A 25,590-nucleotide genomic window follows, 5' to 3' on the forward strand; every position below is an offset into this window, starting at 1 on the left:
CCGCTAAATTAAAGAAATTACCCGTTCTTCTCTGACTTTTTTAAAATTAACCTTTGAAATTAAACCCTTACTTCAATCCTTTCTTGTGTTACACATAGACGTAAATCCAACAAAGATGATATTGGGATCCTTATAAATTACTACTTTTATGCACAATCACAGGTTTACTTTTGTCCAGCTCATGTTCCGGTTAGGATCAGGACATAAACAACAAAACAACTTATTATTATGCTGGGAACACTCATCAATGCCGGTGCGATTATTATTGGCAGTATCATCGGACTTTTAATTCATTCCAGAATGCCGAAAAATATAACCCGGATTGTTTTTCAGGGCATCGGATTGTTTACCCTTTTCCTGGGAATTCACATGGCCGCCAAAACCGGCAATTTTCTGGTTCTGATTTTCAGCATTGTTCTGGGCGCCATAGCAGGCGAACTTTTACGTTTAGACTTATTAATTAACCGGTTCAGTGAATGGTTAAAAAAGCGTGTAAAATCGAAAAATGAAAATTTCTCCAACGGGTTTGTCACTTCATTTCTGCTGTATTGCATGGGGTCGATGGCCATACTGGGTGCGTTTGAGGAAGGACTGGGTGGCGATCCAAACCTGTTGCTGGCGAAGTCTGTCCTCGACGGATTTTCATCCATTGCATTGGCGGCATCGCTTGGCATCGGCGTGATTTTTTCTGCGATTCCACTGATCATTTACCAGGGCAGTCTGACACTTTTTGCCGGTTCCTTACAAAACTTCTTTACGGACCCAATTATCAACGAACTGACTGCAGTGGGTGGTTTGCTGCTGATAGGCCTTGGTATCAATATTCTGGAGATTAAAAACCTTAAAATTATCAACATGATCCCCAGCCTTATTTTTGCCGTGATCCTGTCCTACTTTTTTCTGTAATCTCTTTTTATAATCCGCTTTATTGATAAAAAAAATCCGGAAATCAACGATTCCCGGATTCTATCTTATTAAATTTTATTCAGGGACTAAAGGCTGTCGCCAAAGTCTGCTTTAAACTTAGCCACCAGTTTTTCCTGCCAGTCTGAGGTTGGTTTTAATTTACCAAAGAAGAAACGCAATACTTTAGGTTCCTCGTAAAACTCCAGACCCCCGATGAGTTTTCTGTTCTCATACAACCATGCTAAGCGGTCAACAGTGTACTTAACCTGCGACAGGGTAAACACGCGGCGCGGCAGTGCCAGTCTCAAAAGTTCAACGGCTGCAAAATGATCACTGCCATCCTCTTCGCGTTCTTCGGAAATGGTTCCACGCTCCATACCTCTTACACCACTTACCAGGTACATGGCAGCTGCCAGCGAACCTGCACGGTATTCTTTCTGCGGCACGTGCGACAGAAATGCCATGGCATCGATGTGTGCTCCAAGTCCTCCTGAAGGCGTAATTACCGGAATTCCAAGTTTAACCAGTTCATCCACCATAAATTTGATGAATATCGGTCCCTGGTTGATCATCTCTTCATCCATGGTTTCGTCCAGACCAATGGTCATGGCTTCCATTTCGCGGGTTGACATACCACCATACGTAGAGAATCCCTCATATAACGGCAGCATTTCAAGCAGTTTTTTATACACCGCTTCATCGTTTGTAATAATACCTCCACCACGTACGTGTCCCAGTTTTCGGGCCGAGAAATAAATGATATCTGCCGTATCCGACAAAATTTTTGTTATCTCACGGATCGAATGATTTTTGTATTTCTCTTCTCTGGTTTTAATGAAATGTAAGTTATCGGCAAGCAAACTGGCATCTATAACAAACGGAATGTTGTATTTCCTTGCTAGTTTACTGGTTGCAATAAAGTTATCCAAAGCAACCGGCTGTCCGCCAATCAGGTTGGTTCCGGCTTCAATACGGATAAATGAAATTTTTTCAGCCCCTTCCTTGTCAATTAACTTCTGCAGATCATCCAGATTCAGGTTTCCCTTAAACGGTTCAGAACTCACCGGATTTAATGCTTCGGGCATGTGCAATTCCAGTACTTTACCACCATTGACCATAATGTGGGCTTTGGTTGTGGTAAAGTGATAGTTCATTGGGACATAAGTGTCTTTTCTTACAAAAGCGAGCGATAACAGGTTTTCGCAGGCACGTCCCTGGTGAACCGGGAGAAAATACTTCTTACCGAAAATTTCATTCAGCTTATCCTTTAAACGGGTGTAAGTTGCTGAGCCTGCATAACTGTCGTCCACGATCAGCATCGATGCTGTCTGCTTGTCGCTCATGGCGTTTACACCACTGTCAGTTAACATATCCAGGTAAATATCTTTGTTGTACAGTAAGAAGGTGTTATTGCCAGCCTCTTCAATTGCTTTCAGCCTGCGATCGATCGGAACCAGATCGAGGCGTTGCACCATTCTTACCTTGTGCATTTCCAATGGAATTTCTTCTCCTAAATAAAATTTAATATTAGCCATTTTAAAAAAGTTAGATATTGTAAATAATAGTTGAATTAAAGTCGTTTCCCGGGTTAACCGGCTGTAGCAAATATAATTAATAATCTCACTTGAGCTATTTACCTGTACGTTTGAAGATAATAAATGACAAAAAATCCGGAGCTTATTAAGATGCGCTAAATGCTCAATCCTGATTTATTGCATTAAATGTCAATTGATTATGAAAGCACATAGAATTTCAGTTTATTTGCTTACAATATCATATTTTATAATGATTATAATTTATAAACTGCAGGTTTTTCCTGTAAAAATGTATTAATTGCATATTCTTAAAGTCAGAGACTATGGATATTTGGAAAGAAGTCAGAAAGGAATTTCCCGTTTGCAAAGCGTTTGTGTATCTGAATCCCGCTGGTGGCTCACCCCTTTCGTCAAGTGCTGCTCAACAGGCAAAGCAATTTTATGATGAGATGTTGGCCCAGGGTGATAATTTATATGAAGAATGGCTGGAACGAACAGAAGTAACCCGCCAGATGGTGGCCTCATACATTGGTGCCGATGTCAGCGAGATCGCCTTTACCACCAACACCTCTCATGGGATGAACCTGGTAGCCCAGATGAACAGGAACAAGGGCAAAGTACTCACCATGCAAGACGAGTTTCCTTCATCCACTTTTCCATGGCTAAACCAGGGTGTCGCCTTAAAAATGGTTGAACCGGAGGACGGATTCCGCTATCCCATTGAAAAAATTGAAGCAAGTCTTGATCCGGATGTAAAAATCCTGATGACCAGCTATGTGCAATATTGCACCGGGTTCCGGCAGGACCTGGAAGCTCTTGGAGAATTATGCAGGCGAAAAAACCTGATTTTTGTGGTTAACGCCACGCAGGCCATTCCGGTATTTCCTGTGGATGTTAAAAAATGGAACATCGATTTCCTTGTCTTTACCGGTCTGAAGTGGGCTACGGCAGGATATGGTATTGGCGGACTGTATATCAGTAAAAAATGGCTTACCGGAGGGAAACTTCCGTTTGCAGGCTGGCTCAGCATTGAAGATCCGGAACAAATGGACAACCTGAAATTTGAGCCGGAAGCGCGTGCCTCCGTGGTTGAATCCGGTTGTCCGCATTTCGCTCCGGTATTTGCACTGAAAGGAGCCCTGGAATTGTTTAAACGCATCGGTAAAGAACAAGTCACCTCGCATGTGCTTGGGCTCACAACTTACCTTCAAAAAAAACTGAAAGCACTTGGGGCTGAACTGACCAGTCCTGAAGATGAAAAATACATGTCCGGGATTACCATTATAAAAACCACGCAGGCAACCGAGCTTGTCTCAGAACTCCGGGACAAAAACATCATCGTCAGTCCACGTGGACAGGGCGTACGGGTATCTGTTAATATTTTCAATAACAAAGAAGATATTGATGTGCTGATTGAGGCTTTGGAACAACACAGGGATTTATTCTAAGGACTGGTGCTGATATTAGATGTTTAAACCGGTTTTATCCTGTGATTATGCTGTAGCTTCCTTTGTTACTGCATCAATCCCATTTGCTCCAGCTGTTCCATCACCTCTTTTTTATAGCTTCTGCTGATTGGGATGGAATTTTTCCCGATCTCTAAGTATTCTTTGGTATAGGAATCAATATACTTTGGCGCCACAATATAGGATCTGTGAACTCTCAAAAAACGGCCCTGCGGCAGTACGGCTTCAATATTGGAAAGGGTTTCACGCGTAACAATTACGGCTTCAGTTGTGTGAATTTTAAGGTAATCGCTCAGACTTTCAATAAAAACGATCTCGTTAAAGTTTATTTTTATCATTTTACGGTCGGAACGCACGAACATAAAATCATTCCTCTCTTTACCTGCTTCATCCTTATGTGTTTCTGCAATAACATGCTGTTCATCAAAATACTTCTGCACGGATTGCAGGAGGCGTTCAAATGAAATTGGTTTGAGCAGGTAATCCACCGCTTTCAGGTCAAATCCATCCACAGCATATTCACGGTAAGCCGTCGTAAAAATTATTTTCACATCCCTGCTAACCGTTTTGGCCAGCGACAATCCTGATATCTCCGGCATATTGATGTCCAGAAACATCAGATCGACTGATTGATGCTGAAGAATATTAAATGCTTCCAGGGCATTTTTACAAATTCCGGTAATCTCTACCGAACTGATTTTGGAAAGGTGATTCTCCAGTACATCCCTGGCGATGGCTTCATCATCTACGATCAGGCACTTTATAGATTTTGGGCTCATTGTTGCATTTGGTTAATATTCTCTATGATCAAAATTGTGGTATACAGGCCACTTTCTGTAAACTGATCAAGGTGATAAGCTCCCTTATAGTTTAACTCCAGCCGCTTTTTAATGTTCTCTATCCCTATTCCGCCATTTCCTGTTGTCTGATGATCAGGCTTAAAGGAATTGTCAACCCGAAAATACAAGGCGTTATCTTCCATTTTCACGGTTATACTAATCCGGTGTTTATTGCGTATCACCGATCCGTGTTTGAAGGCGTTTTCAACGAATGGGATGAGCATCATCGGCGCTATTTCAGTGTCTTCTGATATCTTACTGGTTTCAAAGCTGACCTCCAATACATCAGAAAACCTGATCTCCTCCAGTTCGATGTATTCTCTTATATGTTCTATTTCGTCTTTTAATCTGACAGCCGGCTTATTTACCTGGTATAAGATATAATCCAAAAGGTTGGACAGCTTTAAAATGATATCCGGGGTTTGCGTGGACTGTTTGATGGCAAACCCATAAATCGTGTTCAGTGTATTGAATAAAAAATGGGGTTGAATTTGTTGTTTCAGGTAGCTCAGCTCCTGTTCTTTCAGTTGCAGCTGTGTATTCAGAATCTTATTCTCAAGTTCTTTATTAAGAGCCGCCATTTTGCTGTTTCTGCTGACAATATTGGCAGATGCTACCAGGCCTGTAACAAGATAAACCAGGATGAGCACAAAGGTAAAATTCTTGCTCATTGGAGGCATGTTGGTCACATTAAACTTCAGGATTAGGATCAGACAGGCATAGATTATCAGCACGATTGCGTAGGACGTAAAAATAAGCAGGTAAAAAGAATAAAGCGCAAATTTACCATATCTCTTCTTTTGTAAATACTCCGGGATCAACTTAAAAATGGTTAGGTAAGTGGTGATCATAGTAACCGGAAGCAAGCCACTGGAGAACCAGGTAACATACACTTCATCGGTAGAGTTGTAGCTGAAAAAATAAACATAAAAGAACCATACTGCCACCCAGAAAAGCAGATGAAAAGGTAATGTCTTACCCCGTTTTAATTCGTTTAAATCAAAGAGGTCTATCCTGCTCATAACTAATATTCCTGAACAATATTAACGAAAAAGTATCAGAATTGAAGGAATTATCGGTGTTCAACCGTTTTACGCCCTTTTTCTGTTTGCTGTTTAGTTTAAAGTCCTTATTGTGCTAAACAAACCCGTAAACCAGTCACTGGTCGCATTTTGTAAAATTGAATTTTTTTAATTCATACATTTGAATCGTTATTGTTCGGAGAACATAACATCTTGTCCCTACAGGACAATTTTATTAACGGTATATTACTTTTACCAATGTCTTGTCCCTCCGGGACAGCCCCTGAGGGACTTTATATAGGTAAAAAGTTTATTAGGTATAAAAAATGAAGTCCCGTAAGGGACGCAATAAAAAAGGATAAAAATACATTTGAATCGTTAAAACCTCATTATCATGGCACTATTTGAAAAACTACAGGATGCAGGACTATTCATCAGCTATCCGATTATAATTATTCTGATCATTGAAATTGTTCTCTTTGTACGGGCTTTGCCCCAACAAAACAAATACGACCGCACCATCAAACTGTTGATTTCATTAGGATGGTTTGCCATTGCCTGGGGCTACCTTGGGCGTACATTAGGCCTGATTGAAGCATTTGATAACGTAGCCGCCTCGGGCGAATTTGCACCCAGCATGCTGTCGGGCGGACTCAAAAAAGCCTTGCTTGGCCCTTTAATGGGAATTATAACCTTTATTATTGCACGCGCAGGGATACTGGTACTTCATTTCATAAATAAGAAATCCCAAAACATAAAAACTGTTGATTAAGAAAATTATAAATATATCAGGTATTGCAGGCGCTTTGCTTTTAGTAATCCGCCTGCTTGGACTATTTATCACGCTACCTTATGAGGACATCTTCCTTATTGCCGGCCTGGTGCTGCTGTTTGTGGTTTGTTTACCCTTGGTTATGGTTGAGAAAAATACACCTTACAGATCAAAACAGAGCGTAAATCAATCTTCATCATCGCCTGAACATAAGAATGAAGACAGCAAAACTAATGACAAGGACACCTATCAAGGCTGGGGAATGAATGACTCCCCATTCAGATCCCGTAAATCCGGTTTAAGTTGGGGTGGTGGCAATATTAAAGCCTCTAATGCCAAAAGAGAAACACGGCGACGATTTTTGAAAAAATAAAATCAGAGCATTATCAGCACATTCCACCTTGGTTTTCATGATCAAATCCAATAATTTGTATGTTTAGCTTTAAAACCACGCCCTCTATGTTAAATTACCATTTCGATATTTTCACAACCTGAGTTCCTGCAGTTCTAACAACCTTCAGTAGATAATCACCCGGTTCTAAATAAGACAAATCTAGTTTTGCAATATTGTGTTTAACTATCTCAACCTGTCTGCCACTCAAATCGTACAGTTCAATTCTTTCGATACCATTAATATTGTTGATTGTTAGTATGTCTACAACAGGATTTGGATAAACAACTGTTCGACAATCTAATGTGTTCTCATCTGTATTAAGCAAATGAGAAACGGCGCAATGTCCACTAAATTCATTAAAATGATTTATGTAAAAGTTTTCTCCATCCCTGTAAGCACATAAAAGAAGAAACCATTTCTCATAAAAATCAAATGGTGCTGTGTTTTGATAAAACAAACCATGATTTGTGCCTAAGCCTTCAATAAACTCAAATCTTTCAAATCCAAATTCGTTTTCTAAGAAATTAAGTCGAACATGTTTTTTTGAATCTACATAATACACAGAATCAACAAGAATTGTATCCGCTGAATTTTCATAGTGCAACAAAAACGTATCATTCTTCTCTAGATCTAAATCCATCACCAGATACTCAGCGTCATTAATGTATTGATAGATTTTTGAATAATCACTTGATACACGTATATAAAAATCTCCTGCTCTCTCTCTTGACCTGAATGTTTTGTAAACCTGATTCAAAATAGAGATATCTTCAACATAAAAAATTGAATCCGTCATGAAAGCATCAGGGATTATTTGTAAAACATTGTAGGAAGAATTCTCTACACCAAACGGACTATCGTAAGGTGTTTCCTCTAATTCTGCAAAAACTATTTGTCTTGAACCATTTATTTCAACAGTATCATAGAAAACCAGGTATCCATCAGCTTCTATAGTATATGGATATTTACCGTTGCTTAAACTCGGAATTGAAGTATGGCCATTTGAAATGTATGTTTTATCGTTTATAGTTATCGTTGCATGATCAAAATCCCCAATTATATTAATGATCAAAGAAGCCTCAGTAAGATATACCTCATACGAAAGTGTGAAATCGCGAATAGTATCTCCACTGTTATACAATTGACCATTTGAATCAATCCACCCTGCAAAAGCATCTTCGCTTGTATTTTCAGGTAGAATAAAATAGGTCATTGGATTGCCGGCAAATGCATATTCACCAATTAACTTTAGTTTTGAAAGCTGACTAAAGTTAACGCTCTGTATTGAATTGTTAGCAAATGAGTATTTGTTAATATATTCAATACTTTGGGGCAGAGTCACGCCTAATAATCCTAAATTTGAAAATGCCCCCGCTTTAGCTGTACTATTCCATACAATGGATTTAATTTCCACATTATCAAAACTCTCAGGAATCAATATATACTTGCCGATGAATTTATGATTTACGGCATAAATCATGCTTCCGCTGGTTTCAACATCGGAATCAGCTAAGATATATGGATTATCTTCTGAAACATGAACTTCCTTTTTATAAATTAAATAAGTACAGGCACTTACCATATCTCCCACGTCAGAAATGCTTGCCGGAATTTCGGGTTCTGCCTGACCCAGTTCGAACCCATACCATTTTTGTCCAGCAATACCTGGAAGAATAAAAGATTCTACTGAAGCAGAGCAAAATACAAATGAGCCTATTTTTGACAAATTTACACAGTTACTAAAATCAATACTTGAAATGGGATTATCGCTAAACGCATTATTCCCAATTGAATCTAAATTATAGGCCTGACTAAAATCGAGATTTGTAATAGAATTGTCTGCAAAGGAATAACTACCTATATATTTTATAGTTTCTGAGAATTTTAGAGACTGAATATTTTTACTTCTGAAAACGCCTCCTTCCCCACCATCTTCAGGTTCAGCGATTCCCACAATTTCCTGTCCGTTTATTGCAGACGGGATCTCAATATTGACGCTTTGAAGTGCATTACATGCCACGATGTATCCATCGACAATAACCACATCATCTGCTGTCAGAACATAATTTTGAGCATTTATCAGATTCACTGATAATACCAACAATAATAAGGTACACCATTTTTTCATTGCTCCAGTTTTTAAGGTTTAATTGACATTAAAGTTTATTTGCCAGAGATTAAAAAATAATCACATTACAACTCCATTGAGAAATAACTATGGTTTGATATTGACTAATTATATAAATGAAATTAGGTCTTTAATAATTTCTAACATCGTCAGGTTTGCATTATCGAAATATAAAAGTAAAAAAAGTATTGATCAGTTACAATTTTGATCTCAAATTATTGGGCTTAAAACTACATACTATCTAAATAAGCATAACGTAACGATCTTTTAACTCGCTTTTCAGGATGTAAACATAGTAACTCATACATTCAGGTTAAAATAAAAAAGGGACACCAATGCGTCCCTTCTTTTTTGTAGCGAGACCGCCCCGAGGATTCGGGGGAACTCGGGACCTTCCCGATTAAAAATCGGGACGCTCTAACCTTGTAGTTATTCTTTGTTTTTAATGATTAACAATTCAATATATGTCTTGCTTTTCATCCTTTTTATATACTTTTCTCTTTTCAAAGATTCTGTTTTAGATAGATATTCTTCAATATAAACTACCTGCCACGGTCGGTAAGGCTTTGTTGATGGAGTGGCCCCTGCATTATGTCTTTCCAAACGTTTCTCAACATCCGAACAACTGCCGATATAGTAACGATCTTTTACCTCACTTTTCAGGATGTAAACATAGTAACTCATACATTCAGGTTAAAATAAAAAAGGGACACCAATGCGTCCCTTCTTTTCAGTAGCGAGACCGAGGGTTGAACTCGGGACCTCATGATTATGAAAAATGAAAAGTGTCCTGAAAACCCATATTTCAGGGGCATTCACTTTACATTTTACAGCATTTTCCAACATTTTCAGCCTCCAGAATCAGCCTCCAACTGAATCTATTACGTTTCATAAATCTATAAAGTTGCCCTTTTATCAAATTACCTGCTGGCTAAAAAGAATCATAAGTAATTTCACCTAAATGATTTATGACAATTGACTTGTGTTAATAAATGTTATAAATTTAGAATTCTGTAAATTATTGATATTAAGACATTATCCCATGAAAACTCGAAGTCTTTTAACTTTTTTGACAATTTCTTTATTTTCTTTTATTAATGCTCAGAATATAATACTAAATAATACTGAACAAAAATCCATTTCAATTGAAAAATTACCATCTGATTCCGGGACTGTAACCGACATTGACGGAAATACCTACAAAACAGTAAAAATCGGAGACCAGTGGTGGATGGCCGAAAACCTTAGGGTAACCAATTATTCTGATGGAACACCAATCCCAAAAGTAGAAGATAATACAGAATGGGCAAATTTAGGGGATAATAATACAGATAAAGCCTATTGCTGGTACGATAATGACAGTATTTCTTACGCTCAAACCTATGGTGCTCTATATACTTGTGCTGCTGCAACAAACGGAACTCCTTTTAATGGCACTTATCCAGTTCAGGGAGCCTGCCCGGATGGATGGCATGTTCCTAGTGATGAAGAGTGGAAAGTTCTTGAAATGTATCTGGGTATGAGTCGAGAAAATGCGGATGCAATAGGTTATAGAGGAACAGTTGAGGGGAACAAATTAAAAGCAATATTAGGTTGGTTAAATAATGGAAATGGTACAGATGATTATGGCTTTTCCGCACTTCCAGGTGGCTACCGAGATAGCGTAGTTGGTTCATTTAACCGAATGGGCAGTTTTGGTCGTTGGTGGAGTAGTACAGTTTACACAAGTGAAGATGATGCATCATATAGTCGTGACCTTGTTGACACTAACTCAGATATACTCCGTTGGTTATATTATAAGTCGATTGGAATATCAGTCCGTTGCGTCAAAGATGAGGAATTTAAAGGAGATATGCCTGGTGCAGAATTTACTGCAGATAAAACAGAAATTAAAGAAGGCGAACAAATCCAGTTTACAGACCAATCTACAAATGATCCAACAACTTGGCTATGGGATTTCGGGGATGAAGGAACTTCTACAGAACCAAATCCATTACATACTTATAATTTAGCGGAAACTTACACTGTAAGATTAATAGTAACTAATTCAGCCGGTTCCGACTCCATAATAAAAACAGACTTGATTAGGGTAGTTGCTGAAAAAAATAACGAAATCCTTTACGATAGTGTTACAGACATTGACGGAAATACCTACAAAACAGTAAAAATTGAAGACCAATGGTGGATGGCCGAAAATTTAAAAGTAACCAGATATGCCGATGGAACTAAAATTCAAAAAGTTGAAGATGATTCCGAATGGCAAAATTTAGGAGATAATATTACAGACAAAGCTTATTGCTGGTACAATAACGATAGTACAGTTTATGCACAAAAATATGGTGCGTATTATACATATGCTGCTGCAGTAAATGGAATTCCTTTTGATGGAAAAAATCCGATTCAGGGCGCTTGTCCTGATGGATGGCATGTACCAAGCGATGAAGAATGGAAAGTACTTGAAATGTATTTGGGTATAAGTCAAGAGGATGCAGATATTATTGGTTTGAGGGGAGCAGGTGAAGTAACGAAAATTATGGCCATTTCGGGTTGGAATTTATATGGTACTGGCACAGATGAATATGGTTTTTCTGCACTTCCAAGCGGTTGTAGATTAAGTCATTATGGTAATTTTGGGTATGAGGGACAGGGGTGTATGTGGTGGACAAGTTCAGAGATTTATAATTTTAGATGGCTTCGCTATTATAACGACATTAATGGTATTGCTCGTGGATATAGAGAAGATTTGTCATTAGGATTTTCTATTCGGTGTATTAAAAACAAAGATGATTTGGAGTTAAGTGTACCAGTAGATACCATAGTTGTTAAAAATGGAAGCATTGCATCATGGTCCAAGGTTTTTAAAAATAAAGAAATTGATAATTCAATAAAATTAAATCTATATTCAAGTTATCCAGAACTAATTAATGTCCCTGAATTTATAATATTAAATTCAGAAGATCAGGAGACAATATTTCCGCTGACTTTTAATGCTGTTCCTAATGATTTTCAGACTACCGAAATTACAATATGGGCCGAAATAGATAAAAGCACATGTGATTGTTCAGATTTAAATATTGAAAAATTAGAGGATAAGGTAATATTGGTTGGTAACAATGCGCTTGGTATTACATTAAGTATAAACAGCGAGATACTTTATGAAGGTAATCAGGATGGCATATTAACCATTGAAAGAGATAACTCAACGAAAAAAGATATTGTGTATCTGAATTCAGATGATGAAAGTGAGTTAATATTACCTGATTCCCTCATTTTCAATTCAGGTGATTCCATTAAAACAGTTTCCATTCAAACTGTTATAGATACTATAAAAGATGGCAAACAGCTTGTAAATATTACTGCTACCTGCGATGGATATACACCGGGTAATGCATGGGTGTTTGTAACTGATAATGTTTATCCTGACGCGGAGGTTTCAGATATTAGCATACCTAAGGATACCTTAATTGCTGGTACGCAATCCGAAATATCTACCATGATATTTAATAATGGATTTACCAGGTTGCCTGAGGGGATGAATATAAAAGTTGTTTTATCAGCGGATAAAGAAATTGATGGAGATGATATGGTTATTGGTTCATTTGAACTGAAACAGGCAATAGATGCAGATCAATCCTTCCATTTTTGGGATTTGGTCACGGTGCCATTTATCAGCGGTACATACAATTTATTGTTACAGCTAAACAGCGATCATGCCATTGTAGAAGATGCCTATTTTAACAATACCTCAAATTCTGTAGAAGTACAAGTATTAAATAGTTATGAGATTTTAGCCTCTGTTGACGATTCTGTTTTTTTCTATCTGGAACCTGTATTAATACAGGGAAGCGCCATGTATTATAAAGGTGGCCCGGCAAAATATAAAGAGCTTGACCTTTATATAATAAACAGTGATGGTCATAAAAAGATTGAAAGACTAAAGACCAACGAAGAGGGATTGTTTACATGGAAATTTCAGCCCAACACGTACGAAAGAGGACATTTTAAGATAGGAACAGCTTTCCCCGGATCTGAAGAAATTGAAATACAGGATGAGTTTGATATTCCATATGTAAAACGAAATTCCGGAGATTGGATTATCTGGGAAGTCATACAAAATGAAGTTGATACAGGAACGATACAAATTGTTAATAAGAGCAACTACCCATTAACGAACGTGATGCTCTCGTTGCAAAATGAGCCGGAAGGATTAACACTTGTATCAGATACCCTGGAATATCTTCCCGGGAATGCAGTCATTGAGATAAAATACAGAATAAAAGGCAATTCTGTTACCGAAGGCCTTGAATATGTGGAAGTGCCTGTAAAAATTATATCCGAAGAAGGTGTTTATAGCCTGTTTAATGCTTATTACTACTGTCAGGCACCATTTGGACAGATAAAAACATCGGTGGATACCATTGATATTAATGTAACCAAAGACAATAAAAGACTGTTTGAATTCTACTTATGGAACAATGGTGCTGGTGAAACCGGCAAGGTAGATATTTTATTGCCAGATGTAAGTTGGTTAAGGCTTATTTCTGCATCAAGCTACGAGAATCTTGGCAGCAAGGATTCTGCTAAAGTCATTTTAGAGATTGAACCCGGTGAAGAAATCCCATTGAACTATCCGATAAAAGGTAATGTCAAAATACGGGTCGAAAACGGTACTTCTGAATATATCCCATTTAAAATCACTTCTGTATCAGAGGCTAAAGGATCACTTTTAGTGGATGTTGTGGATGAATATACCTACTATACAGAAGAAACTCCACATTTGGATAGTGCCTTGGTTTATTTGATTGATCCTTATTCAGGCAAAGCAATTTTTATAGGTTTAACCGATTCTTCCGGTCAGGTCTTTATTGATACTATACCTGAAGGTACTTACAAGCTGGAAATTTCAGCAGATATGCACAGTAGTTATAATAACTACATATACATTGAACCTGGAAGGATTAATAAAGAAGTTATCTTTCTTCAGTTTAATGCAATCACATATTACTGGGATGTAAGGGAAACAGAAATAGAAGACTATTATACCATAAAACTCAATATGGAGTTTGAAACCAATGTTCCAGTCCCGGTTGTTTCCATTAACATGCCGGATCAAATGCCTGAACTCCAGGATGGAGAAACATATAGCTTTGATGTGATATTGAAGAACGAGGGATGGATTAGGGCTAATGATGTAGAATTTATTCTGCCTAATAACCATACCATTTATGAATTCTTTTACGATTGGCAGAAAACAAACATTGACGCTAAAGATTCAGTGATTATACCTGTTATAATGAAATTGAGACAAAATCCAGTTATTGGTAATTATTTAACAAGCAGTTGTTTGCATATGGCAACAGCGAGATATAATTATGAGTGTGGATTTGATCAAATTTGGAATAACATATATGCATCATTTAATTTAGGTAATTGTCAATATATCTCTTATGATATTTATAAGACAGCTAATGGAGTAGCAACAGCAATTAGTAACTTTATTGGACCATTCGGATTTGGTGGAGGTCTAGGAGCTTTTGGATATCCTACCAGGTCTGGCACTTATGGAGATGGTGGAGGTTTTGTGGGGTCTACTGATGTTAAAGATCTACCTGTATTTATGAAAGATATATTTTGTGATCCGTGTTTGTCTGGACTAACCCTTGCCTTATTTGAATGCATGTTAGATGAAATGCCTTTAGTTGGATTTATTGTTGATGAAAAAGATATAGCATTATGTATTAAATCATTTCAGGATGGGGTTGATTTTTTTGAAGCGACAGAATGTATAGGTACAGGTATACCATTTTATAGTTGTTTTTATAATATAGGAGAAGCCCTTGGAACTTGTTATTTAGATCCTCCAGATATTTTATTGGAATATATAGAAGAAAAAAATAACAATGGAGGTAAAATGCCAACATCATTGAAGCAAAGTGCGGAAGACTATGGTTATGTTTTATATTATTTAAATGGATATAATAAATGGATGAATGAATTTATGGGTGAGATAGAATGGATGATAAAGCCCAATTTTAAAGAGTTTGCTATACAATTTGATCCTTATATCCTCGAAGAAATAAAGATAAAAGAGGATGACGTTATATCTATTATTGATACCCTTAAGGAAAGTGGATTTACGGAAGGTGAAATACGTTATTTTACAGAAAGGTGGAACAATACCCTTGATATTAAGTTAAAATCTGAAACGATATTAAAGGATGTGAACGGTGAAAATTACATAGATAATTCAGCTCTTGAAGTTGCAATTTCTCAGTGTGATTCAGCATTAAATTATGCATATTCCAGAAATGTACAATCTATTAGTGAATTACTTGAAAACTCATTAAGAGAAATTAGATATTTCACAGACAATGATGCTTCATCGGTCTGTGCTTCCGTTAGCCTTGAAATTGAGCAAAAACTGGCCATTACACGTCAGGCATTTGAAGGGACGCTAACTGTATTTAATGGGCATACAGCAGATTCCATTCGTAATTTTGAACTTGATATTGAGATTTTTGATGAAGGTGGTATTTTGTGTAATGATAAGTTTGATATCCGGTTTGATAGTTTTACGGGTTTTTCATCAATTGATGGAACAGGCTCGTTGCCTCAAACTAAAAAAGGAGAAGTAAAGATTACATTTATCCCTGGAAATGAAGCTGCAAAAGATACGGTTGTAAACTATTCATTCGGAGGATCAATCAAATATCTCGATCCGTTTACAGGAACCAATGTCACCAAACCTTTATTCCCTGTCACTTTAGGGGTAAAACCCGGGCCTGAATTAAATATTCATTATTTTATGCAAAGGGATATTTTAGGAGACGATCCTTTAACCACAATTGAAGAACCGGTTATTCCTGCAGAACTTGCAGTCATGTTGTATAATAACGGGTACGGTATTGCCAATAATGTAAGGATTGAATCTGCACAGCCAGAAATTGTGGATAATGAAAAAGGACTTTATATTGATTTTGATCTGATTGGGTCAAAGCTGGATGGTGAAGACACCGAACTTGGCTTAATCAATATTGATTTTGGTTCAATTGCTCCACAGCACTCAACTATAGGAGAATGGTTGTTTACCAGCACACTTCTGGGACACTTTGTAAGTTATGATATTACTGTTACTCATGATAATGCAGCAGCTTATGATAATACCAGTTTAATAGGGGATGCATTATTACATGAACTTATACGCAGCATTAGTGTTTATGGTGAGTCCGATGATGGGCGAAAGGATTTTCTGGTTAATGATACAGCAGAAGTTGATTTTCTGCCAGATGCAATCTATTTGTCACAGGGGAATAAAGTATTAAGCGTTTCTAATACTAATGCGGTATCATTCGATAGTACCCTTTATGGTTTAAGGGATACCAATATTTTAACAGTTATCCCTGAAAAGGTTGGATGGAATTATAGCCGCTTGGCTGATCCTGGTAATGGAGATTATGAAATAGAACACATTATACGCTTATCCGATAATCAGGTTATTCCCAAAACAAATATTTGGCTAACACATGTAACATTGCGGGATACAAAAGAACCTGTTTATGAAAATATGGTTCATTTTGTAGATACTTTTAGTAGCGTTCAAAAGATGGATTACCTGATGAGTTGGAAGTTAAAGGATTCTACTTCATTATTAATTGTTAGCACTAATGTGCCTGAGAATGATACAATTGGTCAACCATTGGATAGTGTCCTTATTAAGTTTAATAAAGAGCTCAATCCTGCAAGTCTTACATATACTGATTTTGAATTATCAATTGATAGTGGTTTAAATGTTATCGATAGCACACTTAAAATAACACTTATAGATAGTGCAAACATTAAAATCGATATATCAAAGCATACGCAGGGAAGAGGCATTTATAAATTAACAATCAAAACAAAAGACATTAGCAGTATTAATGGAATTTCCGGATTAGAGAATTGTAGTTATAACTGGACGCAGCATATAGATGAAATAAAACTGAAATTACCACCACAAATACCAGAATTGGACTATTGGTTTAATGATAGTTTTGATACACTTTTAATAATTTTCCCTGATCCTGTCCAGGGTTTATTAGAAGAATACATTAATTTTTGGCGTAATTATAGACAGGATTATTATCCCTTGGATTATAAAAAAGGATATTTATTAGAAGGGGATACTCTGGAGAATGATTTCAAGATTACACCTAATGACGAAGATGGATACGAATTTTTAATAACAGGATTGAGGGATTTAATGCAGGAAGATGGACATTATATGCTTAGCATCGATTTAAGTCACGTAGAAACACTTGATGGGGATACAGGGATATATAATTTTATCGTATCCTGGTATTTGGATACTAAGAATCCATATATTACTAGTATTAATAAACTAGAAGAAGGTCAGATTGATCCACAACATGTAGCTGGAATACAAGTAACATTTAGTGAACCTGTAAACAGAATAACAAATGAAAGTTTCAATTTAATGATGGATGAGGTGAATATCACAAACGATCAGTTATCCGTAGATTCGAATGCGCCTGAAACATATATCGTTAGAGGATTTGGCTTTAGTACGTTTAATGAAGGACAATATAAATTTAGTGTTATTCCTGATGGAATTTATGATCTTGCAGGAAATCCACTGGCAAATAGTAATACCTTCAGCTGGAATGTTGACAGGACACCTCCAATTTCTTCAAATGATATAACTATTTCTCCTGACTTAGGATATTCAGCAACAGATATGAAAACAGCAGCTGATGATGTTGTTTTGAGTGTTGCAATATCAGAACCCAAATTAAGATTAAAAGTATTCAGGGATAATTATACAGATAAATTGCTATTGGCTGATACGGTATTTGCAGAGAATAGTACAGTTGATGTACCAATTGTATTAAAACACCGTGGAGTTATACCTTTGAATTTACAATTTATTGATAGTGTGGGGAATGATGCCTGGCAAAGCATCTCATTCTTTTCCGATCCATATCCATTACAAATTGTTTCAAAAGAAATTATTCGGTTAAATAAGTTTGAACTACCGGATTCAATTTTATTAACTTTTGGTAATTCAGTTATTGATTCTACTTTTGATAGAAATGATCTGAGTTTATATTATAATTTCAATATAATAGATCAAACGGATTTGTCTGTTTTAAAAGAATCGGGAACTAATTATCTCGTAAAAGGATTAAGAAATATTTCAACAAATACGGGTACTTATTCCCTAAATGTGGATTTAAGAAATATTATTAAATACATAACAGGAAATAATGGTTTAGGAACCGAAACAATTAATTGGCAAGTAATACCAGAAAATAATAGACCCGTTGCAAATGCCGGGGATGATTTGGTTTTAGTTCAGGGTGGAGCATATAACTTAGATGGTTCGGAATCCTACGATCCTGATATGGATGATTTGCAATATAAATGGTATTCCAGAGAACAACTAATAATTCAGTCCCCAGGGGATGTTACAACTAAGTTTAATGTTCCGGTGGATTCTTTAGGTACGATATATCAGTTTATACTATCGGTATATGATGGATTTGACTATTCAACAGACAAGGTTTTAGGCACCTTAGAATTCGCATTAAAAAATAATATTAACCTATTTGATGACAATAAAATAATCATTTTCCCAAATCCAACACACTCAACCATAAACGTCCTTTCGGGTTCAGGAAGGATTGACCGAATAGAATTAATCAATAGTTTAGGAGAGGTAATTTTAATCGATGACAATATTGAAAGTAATGAACATACAATATCTAAAATAAATTATTATCCAGGCATATATTTTCTGAAAATCTACTATGGTGAAGATGTTATAATTAGCAAGGTTGTACTTCAGAAATAGTGGCATATCTAAGAAATTTGAATAAATGTAGTTTTATATATCTCATAAGCGCAGTTATTTTTAGCTATAGCTGCTCATCATACCAACTTGCAAAAAATAATTTATATGATTATCCAATGGAGATTGGGATATCAATTGGTATTGAATCCAGTAATCAGAGAGCAACAAGTCCTTTCCCCGGAGACGGTGATATAACCGATTTAAATATTACCAACCTTGTAACACGGGTTAATATGAAGAATGTTGATGTTACGTTTTCAAAACCAATGATTTATGATGAAAAGAGGACTTATGATTTGAAAAAAATCACGATTAAGATACCACACGATTATTATACTTACACCGGTCTTGCAACTAATTTTTTTCATGTTAGTCCCAGTCCGGCATTTGGTATCGGCTATACTTTTTTCCCAATAAATAATTTTCGTCTGGGTGTGCGTTATGCTGTGGGTGTTCAAAACTATAAACTCGAAGTTGTGCACGATGAATCAAATCTTCAAAATGGCAATAAAGGTTCGCTTGGACTTCAAAGATATTGTATTACAAGTGAAAATTTCAAATACTCAAATTTACACCAAAACATCGGCATCGTTTATCGGACTAACAGGGATCACAGATTTTCATTTTACCTTATCCATAAAAATGTGTGGATAGATGGCCAGGCAAATGAATCAGATAAGTTTTTTAAAGGATATGGGTTTACGTACACATTTCCAATTATAAGAAAAAATATTGAAAAACTGAAAGAATAGTACAAATCTGGGAACTTAAACGAATTTTTAAAGAAAACCTTGAAAAGATATTTTTGAAAAGAATTGTATTATAAAAAAGCTGAATGCAACATTAAAACTGGTGATCAGATACCATTATTAGTATATTATGCTTTATATGAATTGTAAAACCTTTATGAAATATATCAATAAATGTAAAAATTAAATATTGAATTCACATCCTTATTGAAATAAATAATGGCTAAATAAATTCATTAGTAATTTCCCTTAATATCGAACACATACTTTGAATTTGTAAATTAAAGTTCTAAATTTAAAAGACTTTAATTTATTGACCTACAAATAATATCCCATGAAAACTCGAAGTCTGTTAACCTTTGTGACTGTATTTCTATTCTCAGTAGTTAATGCTCAGGAAACAATCGTCCCTGTTGGCTCAAATGCAACCGGAAGTGGTGGTTCTGCAAGTTATTCCATTGGCCAGATGGTTTACAAAACAAAATCAAGTTCTGACTATTCCTTGTCGGAAGGGGTTCAACAACCATTTGAAATATCAGTTTTAACAAAGAATAATGAATTATTAGAGAATGATATTGAATTAAAAGTATTCCCAAATCCTGCAACTGACCTTGTAACTCTCAGTTTAAAAGAAAATGACATCAAAGATTTGACATACAAGTTATACAATCTGAAAGGAAAATTGTTGCAGTCAAAAATAATAACAGGTACTACCAATATCTCTTTTAAAGAACTATCTCCTTCTACATATCTTTTAAAAGTAATTGTTAAAGAGGAAGAATACATGACCTTTAAGATTATAAAAATAAAATAATATGAAACGAATAACCATAATCTTAGTATCCATTCTTTTTACTGGAATTATTTTAGCACAAGTTCCGGAAAAGATGACCTATCAGGCGGTGATTAGAGATATTAATAATGAGTTAGTGAGTAACCAAACTGTAGGTATTCAAGTAACTATATTAAAAGAATCGGCAGAAGGTGAAGCTGTTTATACTGAAGTACAAAATCCAACCACAAATGAGAATGGTCTGGTAAGTATAGATATTGGTGGAGGAACAACGTCTGATATATTTTCTGATATTGATTGGTCCACAGGTGTTTACTTCATCAAAACGGAAATAGATCCTGAAGGTGGAACAAATTACTCAATCACAAGTACAAGCCAGGTATTAAGCGTTCCATATGCATTCCATGCAAAAACAGCTGAATCTGTTTTAGAACCCCAAACACTTGCCTATATTGCTGCTGTAGACAATAATGTAAATACCCAACTTAAAAATGTAAGTGATCCAACTGATGATCAAGATGCAGTAACAAAATCATATGTAACAATTAGAGTTTCTACAACAGGGGACACATTATTTTTAGGGAATTATCAATTTGTTATTATTCCAGGAATAAGTAATGCTAATCTCGTAGAAAATAGTTCTGGAACGTATACTGATAATCGTGATGGAACAGTATACAAATTTGTTACAATAGGTAATCAGAAATGGATGGCTGAAAATCTAAAGGCAATAAAATTTTCTGATGGTACACCCATTGAAAATATAACTGGTGATACTAATTGGGCAAATCTGGGTGATAACGAAACAGATAAAGTATATTGCTGGTATAATAATGATATTTCTAATAAAGATGTATATGGGGCCCTTTATACTTATGCGGCAGCTACAAATGGAACTCCATATGATGGCATAAATCCTGTACAGGGAGTATGTCCAACAGGTTGGCATCTGCCCAGTGATGAAGAGTGGAAGGTACTTGAAGTATTTTTAGGGATGAGTCAGATACAAGTAGATGAATATGACTGGAGAGGAATAGATGAAGGAGGTAAACTAAAAGCCTCATCAGGTTGGTATAATGGAAATGGTACAGATGATTTTGGATTTGCTGCCCTTCCAGGTGGATACCGCTTTTTTAGTGGATCATTTAGTAATGATCTGGGCTACGGAGGTAACTGGTGGAGCAGTTCAGAGAGTGGTAGTGATTTTGCACTCCTTAGAAATTTAGCCCATTATGGAACCCAAGTAAAACGCCAAGGGAAACATAAGTCGGCTGGTTTATCTGTGCGTTGCGTGAAAGATTAAAATTTGCCTCACTTATTATAAAAACCAATTAATATGAAACGAATAACCATATCCTTATTAGCTATCCTGTTTACTGGGATTATTTTTGCACAGGTTCCTGAAAAGATGACTTATCAAGCAGTAATTAGAAACATAGATAATGAATTAGTGAGTAATCAAACAGTAGGCATTCAAATAACGATATTGAAGGAGTCAGCAGACGGAGTAGCTGTTTATACTGAAACACAGAATCCAACCACAAATGAAAATGGTTTGGTAAGTATTGATATTGGTGGAGGTACTACATCTGATATATTTTCTGATATAGACTGGTCAACAGGTGTTTACTTCATCAAAACGGAAATAGATCCTGAAGGTGGTAATAATTATTCCATAACAAGTACAAGCCAGGTATTAAGTGTTCCTTATGCATTTCACGCAAAAACAGCTGAAAACCTTACGAGTAGTTTAAAAATGAATAATATACCTGTTTTAACCCTGGAAGAAATAATTGCATTAAATCCTGAAAAAGGAGACGAAGTATATAATGTAACAGATAAAATGTATCAGGTGTTTGATGGTGAAGGTTGGAATTCTACTCCTTTTGATTGCTGGCCACAGCCGACACTTGCAGATGCTGGAACTGATCAAAATATTCTAGAACAGGCAACGTCAACAACATTAGAGGGAAATTCACCGGATCCTGGACATGGTACCGGAAAATGGAGTATTATAAATGGTACAGGAGGTAGTTTTTCAGATGTAAATGATCCAAATACAATTTTCACAGGAGAAATGTTAGGTAATTATAAATTAAAATGGACAATTCAGACAGAATGTGATTTTTCTGAAGATTCTGTCTTTATTGCTTTCAAAATAGGTGAAAATATAACAGATATTGATGGCAATGAATACGGTACAGTGTTGATAGGAGAGCAACTTTGGATGGATGATAATCTTAAAGTAACTCAGTATGCTAATGGTACACCTATCCCTCACGTAACAGGTGATGATAACTGGGCAGCTTTAGGCGATAACAACACTGACAAGGCATATTGCTGGTATAATGATGATGATGCCAATAAAGACGTTTATGGAGCGCTTTATACCTATGCAGCTGCAATAAATGGTGTTCCATTTGACGGTACTAACTTAGTACAGGGTGTTTGCCCTGATGGATGGCATTTGCCAAGTGATGCGGAGTGGACAATATTGGAAAACTATTTGGCAGATAACGGATATAATTACGATGGCACAATCGGTGGTGGCAGAGAAAAAATTGCAAAATCCATGGCAAGCCAAACAGGTTGGAGCAGCTCATCAAATGAAGGTGCTGTTGGTAATGATCCTGCAAGCAATAACAGCAGTGGTTTTTCCGCCCTTCCGGGCGGGTACCTTCGCTACGCCAGTGGCACGTTCTACAACGCGGGCAACCTCGGCTACTGGTGGAGTAGTACTGAGTACCTTAGTACCACCGCGTACTACCGAAGCTTGACCTACCTCAACGCCAGCGTGTACCGCAACGACTACTATAAGTCGACCGGCTTTTCTGTGCGTTGCGTCCGGGATTAAGAGTGAGCGATTGCGAGCTTTATCTATTTAACAATTTATCTATTACCGCGAAGCGGTCGAATTTTGTAGAATTGGGGGTATCGGATAAAACCAAGGATTTGCCAAATGCAAATATTAGATAAAGACGGACTTTATAATTGTGTGGAGGTACAAATTGTAATGTAAGCTCCCCCTTTTTAGTACCAGCTAACACTACTATGTTTACATAATAATGTATGTAAATAATTTTATCATTACGACCAATTCCCTTACTGTTATATCAACATTCCTTTAATTTAATTGACCTTTTTCACCTTTAAAAATCAACTTTTGCTAAATTGCAGGCTATATGTTGATAGAATTAGTAATTAATATTACCTGGAAAAGTTATGAGTAAAAACAAATTCTTTGAGAAGCGATGTGAGAAATTTATGGCTGACAATCTTATTTCAAAAGGGCAAAAGGTAGATCTAATTATTACTTCTCCACCATATAACATTGGCAGGAGTTATGATAAGTATAAGGATTCCTTACCCCGTGAAAAATACATTGTCTGGCTAACACATCTTTTCAAACATTTTAATCTTATTTTGGAAGAAAATAGGGTTGTGCTTTTTAACATGTCATACTCGAAACTTGATCCTTCACTGCATTACAGTGCTATCACGGAGATTGAAAAGAAAACAAACTTTCGTGTTGTCGATACAATTTGTTGGGTAAAACCAAATAGCACTCCATTATCAAGCACCAATAGATTAACCCGTAAATATGAATTAATATTTGTATTTGCACGAATTACAGAATTGGACACCTTTCATATTAATAAAAAAGTGACATCAATAAGTAAAAATGGAAAAGTCAATAATTCACCGATAGACAACATTCTTTATTGTAAAAATGGGAAAAGTAGGGGTGGTAATATTTCAACATTTTCAGTAGAACTAATAAATAATCTAATACGTATTTATGGGAAAATGAATGATATTTTATATGACCCATTCATGGGGACTGGAACTACTGCTGTTTCAAGCCTTTTCATGAATTGTAATTTTGTTGGATCAGAAATTTCAACTGAACAAGTCTTAATATCTACGGATAGGTATAAAAAATCTGAAAGATTCGTAAAACTCAATTATTTACTTTATAAAAAGGATGTTCGAAAGAAATTTTAAGTCTTTAATTATTATTAATTTAGTAGTCTAATACTCAACATATTTTGAGCTACTAATACTATCGATTCCCAAAAAATACTTAACGGACCTGAACCTGTTTGAAGCACATACTTCTGACCTTCAATAGTAGTTACTTCGAATTCCCAAAACTGCGCTGGCATACATGTGACAAAAATTTTAATTGATGCTACTGGATTTGAGTCAAGTGTGTGAATTCCAAGGTAATGCTTATCCTGATCATCTATATCAAATGGGACTAATCCAAGTTTATTAAAAAGAAATAAATCGGAATTACTTGTTTTCGAGTTTAAATTCATTTTAAAGAAGTTGTTATTATGAAGTTCAATTATCTGATTTTGGCTAAGTTATGCTTTTTTGACTATTAATTTCTGTAAATAATTAAATAAATTACATAACATTTTATGTACAAATAAAAAGGTAGTGTAACATTTGACATATTGATTTATCTCAAAAAACTTGATTGACCTGCTTAAAATTAAAAGTTTTTTACATACTTTGTTGTGTAAATTTATTACCATGTATCAACTTGATGACAAAGAAATCCGAGAAATTATCGGTAAAAAAATCCGTAACCTTAGAAAAGAAAATTGTAACAATTACGAAACCTTTTGTAAGATCCACAATTTCAATAAAGTCACCATATTTCGTTTAGAAAGTGGTGATAATTATAGAATCTCCACACTCATTCAAGTTTTGGATGCCCTTAACCTTACACTTGGCGAATTTTTTAGTGACTGGGATAAAGAGATAGAATCAATTAAAACATAGAATGAATTTCTTTCTAATTAGTTGCCTAATTCACAAGGAATAACTTATGTAAATATGAAGTCATAATCAACCTAATCATTTACAAAATGTAGTTGAGGTTAGATTAAAAACCAATCTTGACTTTAATTAAATTAGCAAAATCTATATTGTAAAGTAATCCTTTTTATATAATGTTTGAAATTTTATATAAATACTTTATATAAAAAAAAAATTAGGGAATTGTATTTTTTTTATTCTGATTTTTTACTCAATTTCTTATTATCATTATATTGAAGGTTTTTCCATTTTAATCCTATCTGATTCCTTTATCTAAAAGGTTTATAGAGTATTTCATTTTTTAAT

General features: G+C 35.7%; 17 protein-coding genes. 11 read left to right on the top strand and 6 right to left on the bottom strand.

Annotated features, from left to right (window positions below; translation table 11 throughout):
* Positions 1 to 228: 228 nt before the first annotated feature.
* Positions 229 to 906 (top strand): DUF554 domain-containing protein, encoded by a 678-nt coding sequence (locus ACE1EF_RS07360; RefSeq protein ID WP_375719990.1) that lies wholly within the window; start codon positions 229 to 231, stop codon positions 904 to 906.
* Positions 907 to 992: 86 nt separating this feature from the next.
* Here the strand turns inward: ACE1EF_RS07360 and ACE1EF_RS07365 are convergent, their stop codons facing one another.
* Entirely contained in the window at positions 993 to 2,441 is a 1,449-nt protein-coding gene (locus ACE1EF_RS07365; protein WP_375719991.1) for a tryptophanase, read from the bottom strand.
* A gap of 323 nt (positions 2,442 to 2,764) precedes the next feature.
* Between ACE1EF_RS07365 and ACE1EF_RS07370 the strand changes: the two genes are divergently transcribed.
* On the top strand, positions 2,765 to 3,889 hold the full coding sequence (locus tag ACE1EF_RS07370; protein ID WP_375719992.1) for an aminotransferase class V-fold PLP-dependent enzyme: 1,125 nt from the start codon (positions 2,765 to 2,767) through the stop codon (positions 3,887 to 3,889).
* A 65-nt stretch (positions 3,890 to 3,954) separates the two neighbouring features.
* Here ACE1EF_RS07370 and ACE1EF_RS07375 read toward each other — a convergent pair whose 3' ends face one another.
* Both ACE1EF_RS07375 and ACE1EF_RS07380 read right to left on the bottom strand, forming a co-directional pair.
* Entirely contained in the window at positions 3,955 to 4,686 is a 732-nt protein-coding gene (locus tag ACE1EF_RS07375) for a LytR/AlgR family response regulator transcription factor (protein ID WP_375719993.1), read from the bottom strand.
* The gene (locus ACE1EF_RS07380; RefSeq protein WP_375719994.1) at positions 4,683 to 5,768 is read right to left on the bottom strand and encodes a sensor histidine kinase; all 1,086 of its coding nucleotides are present in this window, start codon (positions 5,766 to 5,768) and stop codon (positions 4,683 to 4,685) included. Before ACE1EF_RS07380 ends, ACE1EF_RS07375 begins: the two co-directional genes overlap by 4 nt.
* 394 nt (positions 5,769 to 6,162) lie before the next feature.
* Between ACE1EF_RS07380 and ACE1EF_RS07385 the strand changes: the two genes are divergently transcribed.
* Positions 6,163 to 6,540, top strand: a complete 378-nt coding sequence (locus tag ACE1EF_RS07385) for a MotA/TolQ/ExbB proton channel family protein (RefSeq protein ID WP_375719995.1) — start codon at positions 6,163 to 6,165, stop codon at positions 6,538 to 6,540.
* The gene (locus ACE1EF_RS07390) at positions 6,533 to 6,913 is read left to right on the top strand and encodes a hypothetical protein (protein ID WP_375719996.1); all 381 of its coding nucleotides are present in this window, start codon (positions 6,533 to 6,535) and stop codon (positions 6,911 to 6,913) included. Before ACE1EF_RS07385 ends, ACE1EF_RS07390 begins: the two co-directional genes overlap by 8 nt.
* Positions 6,914 to 7,007: 94 nt before the next feature.
* Here the strand turns inward: ACE1EF_RS07390 and ACE1EF_RS07395 are convergent, their stop codons facing one another.
* On the bottom strand, positions 7,008 to 9,062 hold the full coding sequence (locus tag ACE1EF_RS07395) for a leucine-rich repeat protein (protein WP_375719997.1): 2,055 nt from the start codon (positions 9,060 to 9,062) through the stop codon (positions 7,008 to 7,010).
* A gap of 429 nt (positions 9,063 to 9,491) precedes the next feature.
* Positions 9,492 to 9,746, bottom strand: a complete 255-nt coding sequence (locus ACE1EF_RS07400; RefSeq protein WP_375719998.1) for a GIY-YIG nuclease family protein — start codon at positions 9,744 to 9,746, stop codon at positions 9,492 to 9,494.
* Between the two features lie 358 nt (positions 9,747 to 10,104).
* On the opposite strand from ACE1EF_RS07400, the gene ACE1EF_RS07405 reads away from it, so the two are divergent.
* The 6 genes from ACE1EF_RS07405 to ACE1EF_RS07430 all read left to right on the top strand — a co-directional run bounded on the left by ACE1EF_RS07405 (position 10,105) and on the right by ACE1EF_RS07430 (position 24,459).
* Positions 10,105 to 18,912, top strand: coding sequence for an FISUMP domain-containing protein (locus tag ACE1EF_RS07405; protein WP_375719999.1), 8,808 nt, complete (start codon positions 10,105 to 10,107; stop codon positions 18,910 to 18,912).
* A 116-nt stretch (positions 18,913 to 19,028) separates the two neighbouring features.
* A complete protein-coding gene (locus tag ACE1EF_RS07410; RefSeq protein ID WP_375720000.1) occupies positions 19,029 to 19,664 on the top strand; it encodes a hypothetical protein in 636 nt (211 codons plus the stop codon).
* Positions 19,665 to 19,995: 331 nt separating this feature from the next.
* Positions 19,996 to 20,475 carry a T9SS type A sorting domain-containing protein gene (locus ACE1EF_RS07415; RefSeq protein WP_375720001.1) on the top strand — a complete coding sequence of 160 codons (480 nt, stop codon included), beginning with the start codon at positions 19,996 to 19,998 and terminating at the stop codon, positions 20,473 to 20,475.
* Between the two features lies 1 nt (position 20,476).
* Positions 20,477 to 21,757 (top strand): fibrobacter succinogenes major paralogous domain-containing protein, encoded by a 1,281-nt coding sequence (locus ACE1EF_RS07420; RefSeq protein ID WP_375720002.1) that lies wholly within the window; start codon positions 20,477 to 20,479, stop codon positions 21,755 to 21,757.
* A gap of 33 nt (positions 21,758 to 21,790) precedes the next feature.
* On the top strand, positions 21,791 to 23,308 hold the full coding sequence (locus ACE1EF_RS07425; RefSeq protein ID WP_375720003.1) for an FISUMP domain-containing protein: 1,518 nt from the start codon (positions 21,791 to 21,793) through the stop codon (positions 23,306 to 23,308).
* Positions 23,309 to 23,676: 368 nt separating this feature from the next.
* Positions 23,677 to 24,459 (top strand): DNA-methyltransferase, encoded by a 783-nt coding sequence (locus ACE1EF_RS07430; RefSeq protein WP_375720004.1) that lies wholly within the window; start codon positions 23,677 to 23,679, stop codon positions 24,457 to 24,459.
* A 14-nt stretch (positions 24,460 to 24,473) separates the two neighbouring features.
* On the opposite strand, the gene ACE1EF_RS07435 is transcribed toward ACE1EF_RS07430, so the two are convergent.
* Positions 24,474 to 24,776 carry a hypothetical protein gene (locus ACE1EF_RS07435; protein ID WP_375720005.1) on the bottom strand — a complete coding sequence of 101 codons (303 nt, stop codon included), beginning with the start codon at positions 24,774 to 24,776 and terminating at the stop codon, positions 24,474 to 24,476.
* 220 nt (positions 24,777 to 24,996) lie between these two features.
* Between ACE1EF_RS07435 and ACE1EF_RS07440 the strand changes: the two genes are divergently transcribed.
* Positions 24,997 to 25,248: a helix-turn-helix domain-containing protein gene (locus ACE1EF_RS07440; protein WP_375720006.1), complete on the top strand. Its 252-nt coding sequence runs from the start codon at positions 24,997 to 24,999 to the stop codon at positions 25,246 to 25,248.
* The last annotated feature ends 342 nt before the right edge of the window (positions 25,249 to 25,590 follow it).

Origin of the sequence: Quyinboa sediminis, from assembly GCF_042219855.1 — a bacterium.
GTDB lineage: Bacteria > Bacteroidota > Bacteroidia > Bacteroidales > UBA5342 > JBHJHP01.